The following is a 14,467-nucleotide window of genomic DNA, read 5'->3' as shown; positions in this document are numbered from 1 at the left end:
GAGGTAAGTCGTTTGAGCGATGGTGACCCAGAGTGTAGTGACGTTGCGGCAAACCCCGCAGGGGCAATGCCACACGCTCAACCATTGTACCGCTTTAGCGGGCAAAACCCACAGGATAATGCCCTCGAGGGAAAGGTTCTGAGCAAATTCACATCTGCGCCCGCAGACGAGGGCGCAATAACGGGTTTTCGGTGCGGTTAGGCACCCGGTTCGGTCAGAAAATCGATGAGCGATTCGACCGGGCCAAGCAGCGTCGAATCCAGGTCAGCGTAGGAGTCAACGCGGGAGAGGATGTACTTCCACGCTTGCGCCACATCCGCCTGCGTTTCGTGCGGCTGGCCCAGACGACGCAGCGTGCCCTTCTTGAAGTCCTCACCGCGCGGCACCTGCGGCCACGTCTTCAAACCCAGCGCTGAGGGCTTGACTGCCTGCCAAATATCGATGAACGGGTGGCCCACGATTTTCACGTGCCTGGCGGCACCCGGTACAGCCAATGCCTCCGCGACAATACGCTGCTCCTTCGTGCCCTCAATCAGGTGGTCGACCAGAATACCCAGGCGGCGGCCTGGGCCCGGCCCAAACTCGCGTATAGCACCGGCAAGATCATCCACGCCGTGTAGCGGCTCCACGACAATGCCCTCAACGCGCAGATCGTGGCCCCAGACCTTCTCCACAAGCTCGGCGTCGTGCAGACCCTCAACCCAGATGCGGGAGGCACGCGCCACCCGAGCCGGGGCATTCTTCACCGCAATAGAACCGGAGCGAGAAATCGTGCGCTTCGGCTCCTTCGCAGCTACCGGGGCGACAATCTCAACGGGCTCACCATCGATCAGGTAGCCAGGACCCAGCGGGAAGTTCTTCACACGGCCCTTCGCGTCCTCGAGTCCGAAGAAGAGAGCACCGCCGATGCGTTCAGCCTTCACGACCTCACCCACCCAGCCGTTAATATCCTCAATGAGTAGGCCGCGCTGCAGCGGTACTTTACGCGGGGCCGGCGCCTGGCGGCTCATGCGGGCGGTATTTAGATCCTGGGCACCCCAGCCGTAGGGGGAGTGGTGGGTACTCAACGTATTCTCCTTTGGGGCGGTAGGGGTAACAGGGGCGGCAGAGCCAGTAGGTCGGTGACAGCGCCGGAACAACGTGATAGAACTATGAGACGGAACCTGCAGGGGAACTCAAACGGGGTTCTGGGTGCACCGCAGATTAAGCGGATAGCGGGAGCGACCCCCATTCAGCCTAGCCATTGTATCGGGTCGGGGGTAGTATCCCCTAGAATTGATACGACCATTGTTGGCGGTGCACTCATCGAGCACCGCCATCGTCTCGCGAGGAAGGAAACGCATGAGCCACTACGATACTCTTGGCGTATCGAACGACGCCAGCGCTGAAGAGATTAAGAAGGCGTACCGGAAGAAGGCACGCCAGCTGCACCCCGACGTGAATCCCTCCGAGGACGCCGCCGAAGAGTTCAAGCGCGTCACCCTCGCCTACGAGGTGCTCTCCGACCCCGAAAAGCGCCGCAACTATGACACCACCGGCGATGAACAGGGCCGCGCAGGCTACCCCGGAGGCGGCTACCCGGGCGGCGGATTCAGCGGCTTCGGCGGTTTCGAGGACCTGCTGAACATGTTCACCGGCGGCGCGGCAGGTACCCGCGGCCCTGCATCCCGTATGCGTCAGGGCCAGGACGACCTGATTACCGTCTCCATCAGTCTGCAGGACGCCGTGTTCGGTGTTGAGAAGACCATTGAGCGTCGCTCCGCCGTGACCTGTAAATCCTGTAACGGTGAAGGAACCGCTGAAGGTACCCAGCCCGAAACCTGCACCACCTGCTCCGGTCACGGTTTCATGCAGCGCCGCGTGCAGTCCATCCTCGGTACCGTCATGCAGCAGGTCGAATGCCCTGACTGCCACGGCTACGGCACCGTCATCAAGACTCCCTGCGCCGAATGTCACGGTCAGGGACGCGTGCGTGAAGACGTACCGCTGACCTTCAACGTTCCCGCCGGCGTGCACGATCAGGCGCGTATCCGCCTGCGAGGCAAGGGCGAAGCAGGCCTGTACGGTGGCCCCAACGGCGACCTGTACGTTGACCTGAACGTCAAGCGTGACAAGTACTTTAGCCGCGAGGGCGACAACCTGGTCACCACCGTGAACATCCCCATGGTTGCGGCGGCACTGGGCACTACCATCCCGCTGAAGACCTTTGATGGCGACCAGGAAGTTGCTATCCCCGCAGGCACTCAGAGCGGTGACGTGATTACCCTCAACGGCCTGGGCGCGACCGTGCTCGGCACCGAGCGTCGCGGTGACCTGCTGGTACGTATCCAGGTGATCACTCCCACCGACATAACCGAAGAACAGCGTGAACTGCTGCGCCAGTTCGCCGCCCTGCGCGGTGAATCCCTCACCGAAGGTTCGCAGGTCAAGCACCGCGGTGGTCTCTTCTCCCGACTGAAGGACCAGTTCAAGTAGGATTCCTACACCATGTAGTTGAGGATGCGGCGGGTGCAGTTGAGCCTGCACCCGCCGCATCCGCATTGCTACACAGCCCAATATTTCACGCTACCGGCACCGGCAAGCCGCACCTCAAGGAGACCCATGAGCGCCCCCATCTTCTACATCAGCACGGAAGAATACGACGCACTCACCCCCGGCGCCACCTACGCGCTTGGCGGCTCCGAAGGCAAGCACGCCCTCGTCAAGCGCCTTGAGCTCGGCGAACGCATTGACCTGGGTGACGGCACCGGCCGCCGCGCACTCGGTACGGTCGCCTCCATTAACGCGGACGGCGTGAGCGTGCAGGTGCAGGAGCTTTGCGAGGAACACAGCGTGCCCTCCATCTACCTGGTGCAGGCGCTCGCGAAGGACGGCCGCGACCTACTCGCCATCGAAACTGCGACCGAACTGGGCGTGTACGGTGTGCTTCCGTGGAGTGCGGACCGCTCCATCGTACGTTGGAAGGGGGAGCGCGCCTCCAAGGCACACACCAAGTGGCAGAATACCGTCACCGCCGCCGCGAAGCAGTCGCGCCGCGCGCTCATTCCCGTAGTGTACGAGCTGTACAGCACTACCGACCTGGTGAAGCTCATTGAAGAAGTAGCCGGCTCTGAGCAGTCCGCCGCCGTGTTCATCCTGCATGAGCAGGCGACCGAACGCCTCAGCGCCCTGGCACGCAAGCTTGTCGAGGCAGAAAAGCTACCCGAAGAAATCTACCTGCTCGTCGGACCTGAAGGCGGTATTAGCGACCGCGAAGTGCAGCTCTTCACCGACGCCGGCGCGCAGCTGGCACTGCTCGGTGATGAGGTGCTGCGTTCCTCCACCGCCGGTTCTGCTGCCATGTGCACCCTGAACGTGGTGCTGGGTCGCTGGTAGAGCGCCGTCGAGGGCGACCCCGGTAAAGTAGCCGGTAGCACCCCTCTGCTAAAACCCAGCCGGCAGGAATCCACCAGGGCGTGGCACATCACGCACATCTATACTTGTAAATACATCACTAGCCAAGGAGCCCATATGACTACCTCCCGACCTCTATCGACCGCGCGCACCGTATCTTTCAAAAGCGCTGCAGAAATGATTGCAGTTCTCGGCCCGCAGGACGCGCACCTGGCAATTATTGAGGACTACTTCGAGCAGATTAGCCTGCACCCCAAGGACCTGGACGTACTCATCACCGGCCCCTCCGAGTCCGTGAACACCGCCGCTAAGCTGCTGAACGAACTGCGCGTGCTCTCCAGCCACGACACGCAGATTACCGTGCAGGTCATTCACCGCCTCATGGGTATGCTCGGTGACGAACTGAGCAACCCGGCACATTCACTGTCTACCAGCATCCTCTCTACCCGCGGCACCACGATTCGTCCCAAGACCATTAACCAGAAGAAGTACGTGGACGCTATCGATGCGAACACAGTCATCTTCGGTATCGGCCCGGCGGGTACCGGTAAGACCTACCTCGCCATGGCGAAGGCTGTGCAGGCGCTGCAGACCCACGAAGTGAACCGCATTATTCTCACCCGCCCCGCCGTGGAGGCTGGCGAGCGTCTGGGATTCCTGCCCGGTACCCTCAACGAAAAGATTGACCCGTACCTGCGCCCGCTCTACGACGCACTGCACGACATGCTCGAACCCGAAACCATCCCCAAGCTCATGGAAGCGGGCACCATTGAGGTCGCGCCGCTGGCGTACATGCGCGGTCGAACCCTCAACGACGCATTCATCATCCTCGATGAGGCGCAGAACACCACCGCCGAGCAGATGAAGATGTTCCTGACCCGCCTGGGCTTCGGCTCGAAGATGGTCATTACCGGTGACATCACCCAGATTGACCTGCCCGGTGGCGCCCCCTCCGGCCTGAAGCAGGTACGAAACATCCTTGACGGCGTGGAGGATATTCACTTCAGCATCCTGGAATCCTCTGACGTGGTCCGCCACACCCTGGTGTCGAACATTGTGTCCGCCTACGATCAGTGGGGCGAAGATCAGAAGGCCATGGAACGCAAGCGCAACCGTAAGGTCAAGCGCGCCACCATCGAGGCCGCGGCCGAGAAGCTGCTGGACCGCGCCGGCATCAACGGCGGCTCCGAAAAGAACGCAGAGAATAACACTGACAACGCCCACCCGGAAGGACGCTAAACGGTGGCAGAGATCGAATTCGACTGTGAAGACCCCGCAACCGGTGCCGACCCGGCAACCAACGCCTTCATCCGTGAATCTTTCGAAGCGGTAGATACTGAGGTGCTCACCCGCCTCGTCGAGCACGCCTTCAAGCGTATGCACCTTGCCGATGACACCTACCTGTCCATCGCCATCGTGAATGAAGACGAAATGGAACGCGTGCACATCGAATGGATGGACCTGCCCGGTGCAACCGACGTCATGAGCTTCCCCATGGATGAGATGGAACCGGGAACCCCCGAGAACCCCTCCAGCGGAATGCTCGGCGACATCATCCTCTGCCCACCCGTCGCCGCACGTCAGGGCGCAGATGCTGGCCACAGCACCCTCGACGAGCTATGCCTACTCACCACCCACGGCATTCTGCACTGCCTCGGCTACGACCACGGCACCGCCGAAGAGGAAGCTGAAATGTTCGGCATTCAGCGCTCCATCCTCGAAGAGTTCCTGGGGCGCCCCGCCCCGGTCGAAACCCGACACTAGGGGAGCGGCGTGGATATTCTACTCACAGCCCTCCTTGCCGTTCTCGCGCTCTGTCTGACCGTGGTCGCCGCAATTGCCGAAACCGCGTTCACCTACCTGCCGCATAACGAAGTTGCAGAAGCAGTAGAGGCACACCCGGATACCCTCGGTGCCCGCGTCCTACAGCGCACCCTCGACGGTGGCTCCGAGGCGTACACACACCCGCTACGCCTGACCCGCCTCATTGCCGCTGCCGCCGCGGTGCTTGCCACCATGACCTGCCTACTATACTTGGTCGAGGTGCACGCACTCGCCGCCGTGCTAACCCTCGTGATCGTTGCGCTGGTGGGCTACCCGATTCTGCACGTGCTGGCACGTGCTCTAGGTCGTAACCGCCCGGTCGCGTCAATTCGTATGCTGGCGCGCCCGGTGCACTACCTGTCGGTTCTGCTGAGCCCGGCGACCGGTCTGCTCGATAAGCTCAGTGCGCGCCTGGCACCGGAACGTTCGGCGGAAGCCCCGGTGGGCGTGTTCGATGAGGAGGAGCTACGCGAGTTTCTGGACCGTGCCTCCGAGGCTGAAACCATTGAGGATAACGAAGCACAGATGGTGCAGTCCGTCTTTGAAATGGACGATACCCGCATCCGTTCGCTCATGGTTCCGCGTACCGATATGCTCACCGCCAGCCGTGACACCCCTCTGCGTGAGACGCTGAGCCTGTTCCTGCGTTCGGGTTATTCGCGTATGCCGGTGATTGGTGATTCGAGCGATGAGATTCTGGGCGTACTCTACCTGAAGGACGCGATGCGCGCCTTCATCCTGTATTCAGAGTCTCCGGAGGGTACCGCTTTGCCGACCGTGGTTGAGCTGATGCGCCCGGCTCGTTTTGAGCCCGAGTCGAAGCGTGCCATGGACCTGCTGCGTGAGATGCAGCGCGAGTCCACGCACGTGGCGATCATTGTTGACGAGTACGGCGGCACCGCCGGTCTGATTACCCTTGAGGATTTGATCGAGGAGCTGGTCGGTGACATTTCTGATGAGTATGACCATGAGAGCCCCGATTACACGCTGAATGATGACGGCACGTTCCGTCTCTCTGCTCGTCTGGGTATTGATGAGCTGGGTGAGATTTTTGGTCGTGAGCTCGACGATGAAGATGTTGATACGGTGGGCGGTCTGCTCGCTAAGCATCTGGGCATGGTGCCGATTATCGGTTCTGAAGTTGAGATTGATGGCATTCATATTCGTGCGATTGGTTCGTCGGGTCGCCGCCACCAGGTGGATATGCTGCAGGCGTGGTATGAGCCGCCTCGTGATGAGCGTCAGAACGCTGAAGATTCCCTGATCTCTAATTCACCGGAGTCTTATTCCCTGAAGTCTGAGGTTGCTGACATCCTCACCGTGGATACCGATCCGCCCGCTGTGGCTGAGCCTCACGCGCATCCGGATCTTCCGGGAGATACTGCAGAGGCTGAACCTGCCACCGACAAGCACGGTAAGCGCTAGATATCGAATATAGACGCCGCATTTTCTACCGCACTTTGAGTCGGCTGCCCCACCCCTGAAGGCACAGGCAGATGAGATTGGCACCCCATACACCCCGCACGAGGTTTGATAAGGAGAAACACAATGGACCAGGAGTACACCCCGCTCGATTTGAGCATGCTGGACTTAAGCACCCCGCTGCCAACCTACCCGGAGAATTTCCGTTCGGGTTTTGCGTCGCTGGTGGGTCGCCCAAATGCGGGTAAATCTACTCTGACGAACGCTATGGTTGGTCAGAAGGTGGCTATCACCTCGAACCGTCCGCAGACGACCCGCCACACGATCCGCGGTATTGTACACAAGGACGAGTACCAGCTGATTCTGGTGGACACCCCGGGTATTCACCGCCCCCGCACTCTGCTGGGTGAGCGTCTGAACGACCTGGTAGCAAGCACCCTTTCACAGGTGGATGTACTGGGCTTCTGCATTCCGGCGAATGAGAAGATTGGTCCGGGTGACCGTTATATTGCCTCGCAGCTGGTGGCGTCGAGCAATAAGCCGGTGGTTGCCATTGTGACAAAGGCTGACACTGTGAGCTCTGAGGAGCTGCGTGAGCAGTTGCTGGCTGTTGAGGCGCTCGGCGAGGAAGTCATGAGCGCTGAGCGTGCGGCTCGTGCTAAGCGTGCCGCGCATCGTGCGAAGCAGAAGGCTAAGGGCCCCAAGGGTAAGGGCGGCAAGAATGATGCTGTGCCTTTCGCGAAGGGTTCGGGTCCTGCGGCTAAGCGCCGTGCCGGTGAGGTTGCTGAGCCGATGCCGGTTGACGGTAAGGGTGGCTGGGCTGCGATTATCCCGGTGTCTGCTGTAAAGCATTTCCAGGTGGATGCGGTTGCTGACCTGCTGGCGCAGTACACTCCGCTGTCGCCGCCGCTGTACCCGGAGGGTGAGCTGACCGATGAGCCGGAGGCAACCCTCATCGCGGAGCTGGTACGTGAGGCCGCCCTGGAGGGTGCGCGTGAGGAGCTGCCCCACTCAATTGCTGTAACGGTTGAGGAGATGGAGTTCCGTGAGGGCCGCCCGGAGGATAACCCGCTGCTGGATGTGCACGTAAACCTGTTTGTGGAGCGTGAGTCGCAGAAGTACATCATTATCGGTAAGGGCGGCTCGAATCTACGCAAGATTGGTACGAAGGCTCGTGAGCAGATTGAGGCAATGCTCGGTACCCGCATTTATTTGAATATTCATGTGAAGGTTGCGAAGGAATGGCAGTCTGACGCGCGTGCGTTGAACCGACTGGGATTCTAGTAGCTTTCCTGAGCGCATCGCCCAGAGAATTTGCTCTGCGCGGTCGCCCCGAGAGGTGGCCTTCGGGGGCGGTCGCGCATCCTTAGTTTTCACCCGGTGGCTTGCATAAATATGTGCATACCTCCGGGTGAAACTTTTCGTTTTTATTCGGCGCTCATAGGGAAGAGTGTTACTCTGAGAAAGCACTTGCTCACCGGCAGAAAGAGAAAAGGTATGCCCCAGGCACCTCGTTTACGAAGCACCGGTCGTCATATGCGCACGACGGTGCTGACATCAAACCGCAATAAGTGGATTGCTCTGCTTACTACTTGCATGCTCGTCATTGTTGTTGGCTTTGGTGGCGTGGTGGCTCTACGTATGCGTAATAATCTGCATACTCAAGAGCTGAACATCAGCAATTACAAGAACGGCCTGGAGAACGGTGCCTTGGACATTCTCGTGATTGGCTCCGATACCCGTAAGGGTAATAACGGTGCGTACGGTGATGAGGATGACCGCAATTCTGAGGCTCGTGCGGACGTGATGATGCTGCTACAAATCAGCAAGGACCGTAAGAACGTGAGCGTGCTGTCGTTCCCGCGTGACCTGATGGTTGACGTGCCGCAGTGTACTGATCCTGAGAGCGGCACTGTGTATCCGGCTGAGAAGAGCGTTCAGATTAACGAGTCTCTGTCTCGCGGTGGTCCCGGTTGTACTGTGGCGACCATTAGCAAGCTGACCGGTGTGAATATTGACCACTTTATGTTGGTCGACTTTAACGCTGTGAAGGAGCTGTCGAAGGTTGTTGGCGGCGTTCAGGTGTGCGTGGACGCTCCGATTGATGATGAGTACAGTGGCCTGAAGCTTCCTGCCGGTACTTCTTCGGTTGAGGGTGAGCAGGCTCTTGCGTTCTTGCGTAGCCGCCACGGCTTCTCGGATGGTTCCGATATTGGTCGTATTCAGGCTCAGCAGGGCTTCTTGTCTTCACTGCTGCGTAAGGTGAAGCGAGAGGGTACTCTGTCGAATCCGGGTCGTCTGATTAACATTGCTGAGGCGATTACTCAGAATGTGACGGTGGATAATAACCTGAGCAATATCAGCACTCTGGTGGGTGTTGGTGCGTCTCTTGGTGGCGTGGACCTGTCAAACGTTGTGTTTGCGACTGTGCCGACTGAGCCGTGGAGCCAGGATGCGAACCGCCTGCAGGTTTCTGCGGATGCTGCGAATGTGTTCCAGCGTCTGCGTGATGATAAGTCACTGAAGGAAGAGCAGGCTCCGGAGGCTCCAGCTATTTCTGCCGCTCCGGTTCAGCTCGATCATACGGTTCCGGTGAGCGTATACAACGCGACCGGTCTGGAGGGCCGCTCGGCTACAATCGCTTCGGTGGTTAAGGGCCTGGGCTACACGAATGTTACTCCGGGTACCTCTGCTAGCCCGACGAACTTCACCACGGTCTTCTACTCGACCGGTTACGAGGCGGAGGCGAAGGAAATCGCCGCGAAGCTGAACGTGACCCGTGTGGTGGCAACCGAAGAGGTTCTGGGCGTGTCGGTGACGATTGGCGCTGACTTCCCGTCCGGTGAGGCGATAGAGAAGCAGGAGGCTGCGATTGCGGGTAACGCGACCGGTCAAACTGCTGATCAGCACAAGTGCCAGACTGCTTTCGCCTACTAGGTTGTAGCTGGTAGAACATAGCGCAGATGCGTGAATATTGAGTGAAGGGGCGTAGGGCCAGAAATGGTGGCTACGCCCCTTTGTCGTTGATTCTTTCCAGATGATGGACGGCTTCCCAGGTGCCCTGCCACCGCCTCCGATCCCTGTGATAGCGTGGAAGCATGATTATTGACGGTGAGAGCACGCGCGGGGTTACCCGCCAGGCAGTGAACCTGCTGCTTATTCGCCGGAACGGGGCACGCTAGAAATCTGCCGCAACCGTTCCGGCTTTTTCACGCGGCATCTCACCTTCGCATCCTTTCTGATGCACCGCCTTGACCACTGCTGCCGGGAACCGATACCCGGCACGGTACGAGCCCCACAAGTGGGGTAGAGCGAGACGGACCAACCAACAGGAAAATCATCATGAAAAACCACCAGAAGCCCAGCCCCATGCCGGTACATAAGTACCGCCCTTTCCACGAGCAGATTGTTGTTGACCTGCCGGACCGCACCTGGCCGGATAAGGTCATTGAGAAGGCTCCGCGCTGGTGCGCAGTGGATCTGCGTGACGGCAACCAGGCACTGATTGACCCCATGGACACCGACCGTAAGCTTGCGATGTTCAAGCTGCTGGTGAAGATGGGTTACAAGGAAATTGAGGTTGGTTTCCCCTCGGCGTCGCAGACTGACTTTGATTTTGTGCGCACTCTCATTGAGGACGGCCACATCCCCGCAGATGTAACCATTCAGGTTCTGGTGCAGGCTCGTGAGCACCTGATTGCCCGCACTTTTGAGGCAATTGAGGGCGCACCGCAGGCGATTGTGCACTTCTACAACTCAACCTCCGTGCTGCAGCGTCGCGTGGTGTTCAACCAGGATCAGGAGGGCGTGCTGGATATCGCCCTGCAGGGTGCGCGCCTGTGCCGCAAGTACGAAGAGCAGATGGTCTCCGATACTAAGGTCATCTATGAGTACTCGCCCGAGTCCTTCACCGGTACCGAGCTTGAGTACGCGGCTCGCGTGGTGAACGCTGTGGCTGAAGAGCTGGAGATTGGTCAGAACGGTAGCGAGCTGATTGTAAACCTGCCCGCTACCGTTGAGATGGCTACCCCGAACGTGTACGCCGACTCGGTCGAGTGGATGCACCGCAACCTGAACCACCGTGAGCACATTGTGCTGTCATTGCACCCGCATAATGACCGCGGTACCGGCGTGGCTGCTGCTGAGCTAGGTTACCTGGCGGGCGCTGACCGTATTGAGGGTTGCCTCTTCGGTAATGGCGAGCGCACCGGTAACGTTGACCTGGTGACTTTGGGCCTGAACATGTACACCCAGGGTGTGGATCCGCAGATTGATTTCTCTGATATTGACGGTATCCGTAAGACTGTTGAGTACTGCAACCAGTTGAAGGTGCACGAGCGTTCGCCGTATGGTGGCGACCTGGTGTTCACTGCGTTCTCTGGTTCGCATCAGGACGCTATTAAGAAGGGCTTTGAGGCTCTGGAGCGTACTGCTGCTGAGGCGGGTAAGACCGTGGATGAGGTTTATTGGGAGGTTCCGTACCTGCCGATTGATCCTCGCGATCTGGGTCGTACCTATGAGGCGATTATTCGTGTGAACTCGCAGTCCGGTAAGGGCGGTATGGCGTACCTGCTGAAGCAGGATCACGGTCTGGATTTACCGCGTCGTGCGCAGGTTGAGTTCTCGAAGATTGTTCAGGCTCGCACTGATGCTGAAGGTGGCGAGATGACCAGCCAGAAGCTGTGGAACATCTTCACCGATGAGTACCTGCCGGCTCCGGATCCGCAGAACCGTTGGGGTAAGTACCGTATTGAGTCGATTAATATTGATTCGGCTGATACTGGTGCGACTACTCTGCGTGTTGGCCTGAACATTGATGGTCACACGTACACTCGTACTGCTTCGGGTACAGGTCCGGTGGATGCTCTGCAGAACATCCTTTCAGGTGAGGGCATGGATATTCGCGTGATGGATTATTCGGAGCACACCATGTCGGCTTCGTCAACTGCTAACGCTGCTTGCTATGTTGAGGCTGCTGTTGGTTCTCGCGTGCTGTGGGGTATTGGCGTGGATAACTCAACGACTCGTGCGGCGTTGAAGGCGATGATTTCGGCTGTGAACCGTGCGCTGCGTGATGAGCGCCAGGCGTAGGCGATGACCGTTTATGCTTTGTACGGGGTTCACGTGTGACCGTTAACCGTGCATGATGTAAGGGGCGGGATGCATACTGGGAGTATGTATCCCGCCCCTTAGTCGTTTAGTGTGAGCAGGCATTGTGTGTATCGGCGGTTTGCGCGGCTTTCTTGAGCCGTGGATGCACCGCGGTGTACTGCTTGAACCGGCACCCTGAGCGTTCCACAGTGTGGACGGGGCGGTTTGCGGAAGTCCCACATCACCTTCCGTGAACCGCTCCGGGCGGGCGCGCCTCCTGTATCCTTGAATGCGTGGAATGGATTCAAGCAATTATTTTGGGCTTCGTTCAGGGCCTTACCGAATTTCTGCCGATTTCGTCATCGGCGCATCTGAACATTGTTGGCCAGATCCTGCCGGAGAGGGCTGACCCGGGTGCCGCGTTTACCGCAATCACCCAGCTGGGTACTGAGACTGCGGTTCTGATTTTCTTCTGGCGCGATATTGTTCGCATCCTGAAGTCCTGGTTCGGATCCTTAACCGGCCGCGTACCGCGTAACGACCCGGATGCCCGCATGGGTTGGCTGATTATTCTCGGCTCCCTGCCCATCGGCGTTCTGGGTCTGCTCCTGGAAGACTACATTGACACCCAGTTCCGCAGCCTGTGGGTTGTGGCGACCATGCTGATTGTCTTCGCGGTGTTCCTGGGTCTTGCGGACCGTTTTGGTCGTGAGCAGCGTGAGCTAAAGGACCTGACTTTCCGTCACGGTATTCTGTACGGTTGCGCGCAGGCGCTGGCACTGATCCCGGGTGTTTCACGTTCGGGCGGTACAATTACCGCGGGTCTGTTCATGGGTTATACCCGTGAGGCTGCGGCTCGTTACTCGTTCCTTCTGGCTCTGCCGGCAGTGTTCATGTCTGGTCTGTACAAGACGTTCAAGGTGTTCACTGGTGCTGAGGCTACCGGCTACTACGGTATCCCGTCGACTATCCTTGCGACTCTGGTCGCGTTCGTGGTGGGTTACCTAATGATTGGCTGGTTCCTGAAGTACGTGTCTTCGAAGTCCTACGGCATTTTCATTTGGTACCGCATTGCGCTCGGTATCCTGATTTTCGTTGGTCTGGGCACTGGCGTTCTGAACGCTACTTCTTCGGCGTTCTAAGGCTTTAGCCCTCAGCGTGATATGACATACCCGTCCGTGATTTTCTCACGGGCGGGTATTCTTATTGGAGTAGATTTTTTGGCACCCGAATGCCCTGAGGCTGGGCGGCGGGTGTGGCGCGTCCACCGGTTGTGGGCGTTTTTACGGAAAGGAAACCCATGCGAGCTTGGGATGCCCCCGCCTCTGTGACTCTGCCCGGTCAGGCTGCGCTGCCGCGTATTTTTGATACTTCTGCCGGTGAGATTATTCAGGTTCAGGAGGACAAGGCGGCGAGCCTGTACGTTTGCGGTATCACCCCGTACGACGCGACGCATATGGGTCACGCCTCCACCTATGTTGCTTTTGACCTGCTGCACCGCGCCTGGCTGGATGCGGGCGTGCCGGTGACGTACGTGCAGAACGTGACCGATGTGGACGACCCGCTGCTTGAGCGTGCGACCGCCACGAACGTTGATTGGCGTGAACTGGCTGAGGATCAGACGGAGCTGTTCCGCACCGATATGAAGGCGCTGAACGTGATTCCGCCGGCGCACTATGTGGGTGTGGTGGAGTCCATTGAGTGGCTGTTCCCGCTGATTGAGGATTTGCTACGCCGCGGCCTGGCGTACCGCGTGCCCGGTTTCACGGATGAGCAGGGTGTGGTGCATCCTGACGGTGACGTGTACCTGGACTTGAAGGCTGTGCGTGAGCTGCCCGCGAACGCTGAGGGCTACTCGTGGGCACCGGGGGAGGTTAGCCACCTGAGCCGTGATGAGATGCTGGAGATTTTTGCTGAGCGCGGCGGCGACCCGAACCGTGCCGGTAAGCGTGACGCACTGGATCCGCTGCTGTGGCGTGTTAAGCGTGAGGGCGAGCCGAGCTGGGATGCCGGCGAGCTGCGCGCGGGCCGCCCCGGCTGGCACATCGAGTGCACGATGATTGCCCGCCGTTTTGTGGATGGTTCGCTGACCGTTCAGGCTGGCGGTAACGACCTGACGTTCCCACACCACGATTTGGGTGCGGGCCATTCGTGGGCTGTGTCTGCGCGCCCGCACGCTAAGCATTACGCGCACACCGGCATGGTCGGTTTGGACGGCCAAAAGATGAGCAAGTCCCGCGGCAACCTGGTGCTGGTTTCGCGTCTGCGCGCAGCAGGTGAGGATGCGAACGCGGTGCGCCTGGCGATTATGGGTCAGCATTACCGTTCGGATTGGTTCTGGACTGATGAGCTGCTGGAGCACGCGAAGGCTCGCCTGGACACCTACCGTCATGCGGTGTCGGTGGCTGAGGGCCGCGAGGGCGCGAGCGATGAGGCGGCGGTTGAGCTACTGGCCGCTGTGCGTGAGGCGCTCGGTGAGGACCTGAACGCTCCGGCGGCGTTGGCTGCTGTGGATGCGTGGGCTGTGAAGGCTCTGGCGGACACCACCGTCGGCGGTGGCGCGCTGGTGCGTGACATCCTGGCGGCACGCCTGGGTGTGGTCCTCTAAGATGACTTCGTCGGTCATGGAGGAGCTGTACGCTCTTCGCCCGTACAACCGTGAGACGGTCGATGCGCTCTCCGCAGAGATGTTAGCTGAGGTGCGCGCGTACGAGGCGCAGAGGGAAGCGTAGGGCTT

The 14,467-nt window shown here is 59.4% G+C and carries 12 protein-coding genes; 11 read left to right on the top strand and 1 reads right to left on the bottom strand.

The window, feature by feature from the left end; genetic code table 11:
- Positions 1-197: 197 nt before the first annotated feature.
- A complete protein-coding gene (locus tag QFX05_RS00360) occupies positions 198-1,067 on the bottom strand; it encodes a DUF3097 domain-containing protein (RefSeq protein WP_279739952.1) in 870 nt (289 codons plus the stop codon).
- Between the two features lie 274 nt (positions 1,068-1,341).
- On the opposite strand from QFX05_RS00360, the gene dnaJ reads away from it, so the two are divergent.
- The 11 genes from dnaJ (at position 1,342) to QFX05_RS00305 (ending at position 14,462) form a co-directional block, all read left to right on the top strand.
- Complete coding sequence (gene dnaJ, locus QFX05_RS00355; protein WP_279739951.1) at positions 1,342-2,475, top strand: molecular chaperone DnaJ; 1,134 nt, start codon at positions 1,342-1,344, stop codon at positions 2,473-2,475.
- Between the two features lie 126 nt (positions 2,476-2,601).
- On the top strand, positions 2,602-3,375 hold the full coding sequence (locus QFX05_RS00350; RefSeq protein ID WP_279739949.1) for a 16S rRNA (uracil(1498)-N(3))-methyltransferase: 774 nt from the start codon (positions 2,602-2,604) through the stop codon (positions 3,373-3,375).
- Between the two features lie 135 nt (positions 3,376-3,510).
- Positions 3,511-4,632, top strand: coding sequence for a PhoH family protein (locus QFX05_RS00345; RefSeq protein WP_279739947.1), 1,122 nt, complete (start codon positions 3,511-3,513; stop codon positions 4,630-4,632).
- A gap of 3 nt (positions 4,633-4,635) precedes the next feature.
- Positions 4,636-5,157, top strand: coding sequence for an rRNA maturation RNase YbeY (ybeY, locus tag QFX05_RS00340; protein WP_279739945.1), 522 nt, complete (start codon positions 4,636-4,638; stop codon positions 5,155-5,157).
- Between the two features lie 9 nt (positions 5,158-5,166).
- Positions 5,167-6,642, top strand: a complete 1,476-nt coding sequence (locus QFX05_RS08335; protein WP_279739943.1) for a hemolysin family protein — start codon at positions 5,167-5,169, stop codon at positions 6,640-6,642.
- Positions 6,643-6,765: 123 nt separating this feature from the next.
- Complete coding sequence (locus QFX05_RS00330; RefSeq protein WP_279739941.1) at positions 6,766-7,923, top strand: GTPase Era; 1,158 nt, start codon at positions 6,766-6,768, stop codon at positions 7,921-7,923.
- Positions 7,924-8,136: 213 nt separating this feature from the next.
- A complete protein-coding gene (locus QFX05_RS00325; RefSeq protein WP_279739940.1) occupies positions 8,137-9,576 on the top strand; it encodes an LCP family protein in 1,440 nt (479 codons plus the stop codon).
- A 405-nt stretch (positions 9,577-9,981) separates the two neighbouring features.
- A complete protein-coding gene (gene leuA / locus QFX05_RS00320; protein WP_279739938.1) occupies positions 9,982-11,730 on the top strand; it encodes a 2-isopropylmalate synthase in 1,749 nt (582 codons plus the stop codon).
- A gap of 293 nt (positions 11,731-12,023) precedes the next feature.
- A complete protein-coding gene (locus tag QFX05_RS00315; RefSeq protein ID WP_279739936.1) occupies positions 12,024-12,872 on the top strand; it encodes an undecaprenyl-diphosphate phosphatase in 849 nt (282 codons plus the stop codon).
- 158 nt (positions 12,873-13,030) lie between these two features.
- Positions 13,031-14,338, top strand: coding sequence for a cysteine--1-D-myo-inosityl 2-amino-2-deoxy-alpha-D-glucopyranoside ligase (mshC, locus tag QFX05_RS00310; protein WP_279739934.1), 1,308 nt, complete (start codon positions 13,031-13,033; stop codon positions 14,336-14,338).
- Position 14,339: 1 nt separating this feature from the next.
- Positions 14,340-14,462, top strand: a complete 123-nt coding sequence (locus QFX05_RS00305; protein WP_279739932.1) for a hypothetical protein — start codon at positions 14,340-14,342, stop codon at positions 14,460-14,462.
- The last annotated feature ends 5 nt before the right edge of the window (positions 14,463-14,467 follow it).

Source organism: Rothia similimucilaginosa (genome assembly GCF_029850875.1).
Classification (GTDB): Bacteria; Actinomycetota; Actinomycetes; order Actinomycetales; family Micrococcaceae; genus Rothia.
The sequence above is the reverse complement of the archived record's forward strand: the minus strand, read 5'-3'. Positions and strand labels throughout refer to the sequence as shown.

Bases quoted from the DNA above. Each gene is read 5' to 3' on its own strand.
- leuA (WP_279739938.1), top strand. From the start codon at position 9,982: ATGAAAAACCACCAGAAGCCCAGCCCCATGCCGGTACATAAGTACCGC.
- QFX05_RS00325 (WP_279739940.1), top strand. From the start codon at position 8,137: ATGCCCCAGGCACCTCGTTTACGAAGCACCGGTCGTCATATGCGCACG.
- dnaJ (WP_279739951.1), top strand. From the start codon at position 1,342: ATGAGCCACTACGATACTCTTGGCGTATCGAACGACGCCAGCGCTGAA.
- QFX05_RS00305 (WP_279739932.1), top strand. From the start codon at position 14,340: ATGACTTCGTCGGTCATGGAGGAGCTGTACGCTCTTCGCCCGTACAAC.
- mshC (WP_279739934.1), top strand. From the start codon at position 13,031: ATGCGAGCTTGGGATGCCCCCGCCTCTGTGACTCTGCCCGGTCAGGCT.
- QFX05_RS00350 (WP_279739949.1), top strand. From the start codon at position 2,602: ATGAGCGCCCCCATCTTCTACATCAGCACGGAAGAATACGACGCACTC.
- QFX05_RS00330 (WP_279739941.1), top strand. From the start codon at position 6,766: ATGGACCAGGAGTACACCCCGCTCGATTTGAGCATGCTGGACTTAAGC.
- QFX05_RS00345 (WP_279739947.1), top strand. From the start codon at position 3,511: ATGACTACCTCCCGACCTCTATCGACCGCGCGCACCGTATCTTTCAAA.